Origin of the sequence: Pseudoroseomonas cervicalis ATCC 49957 (assembly GCF_000164635.1) — a bacterium.
Taxonomy (GTDB): domain Bacteria; phylum Pseudomonadota; class Alphaproteobacteria; order Acetobacterales; family Acetobacteraceae; genus Pseudoroseomonas; species Pseudoroseomonas cervicalis.
The window spans coordinates 1-1,193 of the sequence record NZ_GG770935.1; the positions used below are offsets into that span (position 1 = coordinate 1).

Annotated in this window: 1 protein-coding gene; it reads left to right on the plus strand. The window is 72.3% G+C overall.

The window, feature by feature from the left end; all coding sequences use genetic code 11:
* The first annotated feature begins 227 nt into the window (after nucleotides 1-227).
* Nucleotides 228-1,142: a sulfite exporter TauE/SafE family protein gene (locus tag HMPREF0731_RS20520; protein ID WP_007006145.1), complete on the plus strand. Its 915-nt coding sequence runs from the start codon at nucleotides 228-230 to the stop codon at nucleotides 1,140-1,142.
* Nucleotides 1,143-1,193 lie beyond the last annotated feature (51 nt).

Genomic DNA, 1,193 nt, shown 5'->3' on the forward strand with positions numbered 1-1,193 from the left:
CGCGGCGCAGCGCCGGCAGGGCGAGCGGCGCGGCCAGCGGGGTGGCGAGGGCGGTGGCCAGCAGGCCCCGGCGGGAGAGCCGCATGCGAAGATCCCGAAAAAAGCCCTCAACCCGGGCCGTCCTGACGCTTTAGCCCAAGACTTGCCGCATTCGGAATGTCCCTTGTGCGGTGCGGCGGCAGGCGTCACCTGTGCGGTCGCGGGAAAGGCTGCGAGACGGGAACGCGATGCAGGTCTATCTGCCGATCGCCGAGATGTCGGTGGATGCGCTGCTGCTGCTGGGCATCGGGTTCGGGGTCGGCTGGCTGTCCGGCCTGTTCGGCGTGGGCGGCGGCTTCCTGCTGACGCCGCTGCTGATCCTGATCGGCATTCCCGCCCCCGTCGCCGTCGCCTCGGGGGCCAACCAGACGCTCGGCGCCTCGGTCTCCGGGCTGATCGCGCAATGGCGGCGCGGCAATGTCGATCCGCGCATGGGGGGGGTGCTGCTGGCCGGCGGCTTCCTCGGCTCCTTCGCCGGGGTGCAGCTGTTTGCCTGGCTGCGACGGCAGGGGCAGGTCGATCTCGCCGTCTCGGTCTTCTATGTCGTCATCCTGGGCACGGTCGGCGCGCTGATGGTGCGCGAGAGCGTGCGCGCCATCCTGCGCCGCCGCCGCCAGGTGGCGCCGGCCCGGCTGCACGCGCATCTCTGGATGCACGGCCTGCCCTTCAAGCTGCGCTTCCGCAAGTCGCGGCTCTACATCTCGGTCATCCCGCCGCTGCTGGTGGGGTTTGGCATCGGCGTGCTGTCGGCGGTGATGGGGGTGGGCGGCGGCTTCATGCTGGTCCCCGCCATGATCTACCTGCTCGGCATGCCGACGGCGGTGGTGATCGGCACCTCGCTGTTCCAGGTGGTGTTCGTCGCCGCCAACGTCACGCTGCTGCAGGCGGTCTCCACCGGCAGCGTCGACATCGTGCTGACCCTGCTGCTGCTGGTGGGCGGCGTGGCGGGGGCGCAGTTCGGCGCCAGCATGGGCACCCGCCTGCGCGGCGAGGAGACGCGCGCCCTGCTCGGCCTGCTGGTGCTGGGGGTCGCGCTCAGCCTGCTCTGGGGGCTGGTGGCGACGCCGGACAGCCAGTTCGCCGTGGGCCGGATCCCGGTATGAGGGCGGCCGGGCGCCTCCGCGCCGCGCTGCTGGCGCTGGCCGTGCTGGCCG

Excerpts from the sequence above, each read along its gene's own strand:
- HMPREF0731_RS20520 (WP_007006145.1), top strand. The coding sequence starts at position 228 with ATGCAGGTCTATCTGCCGATCGCCGAGATGTCGGTGGATGCGCTGCTG.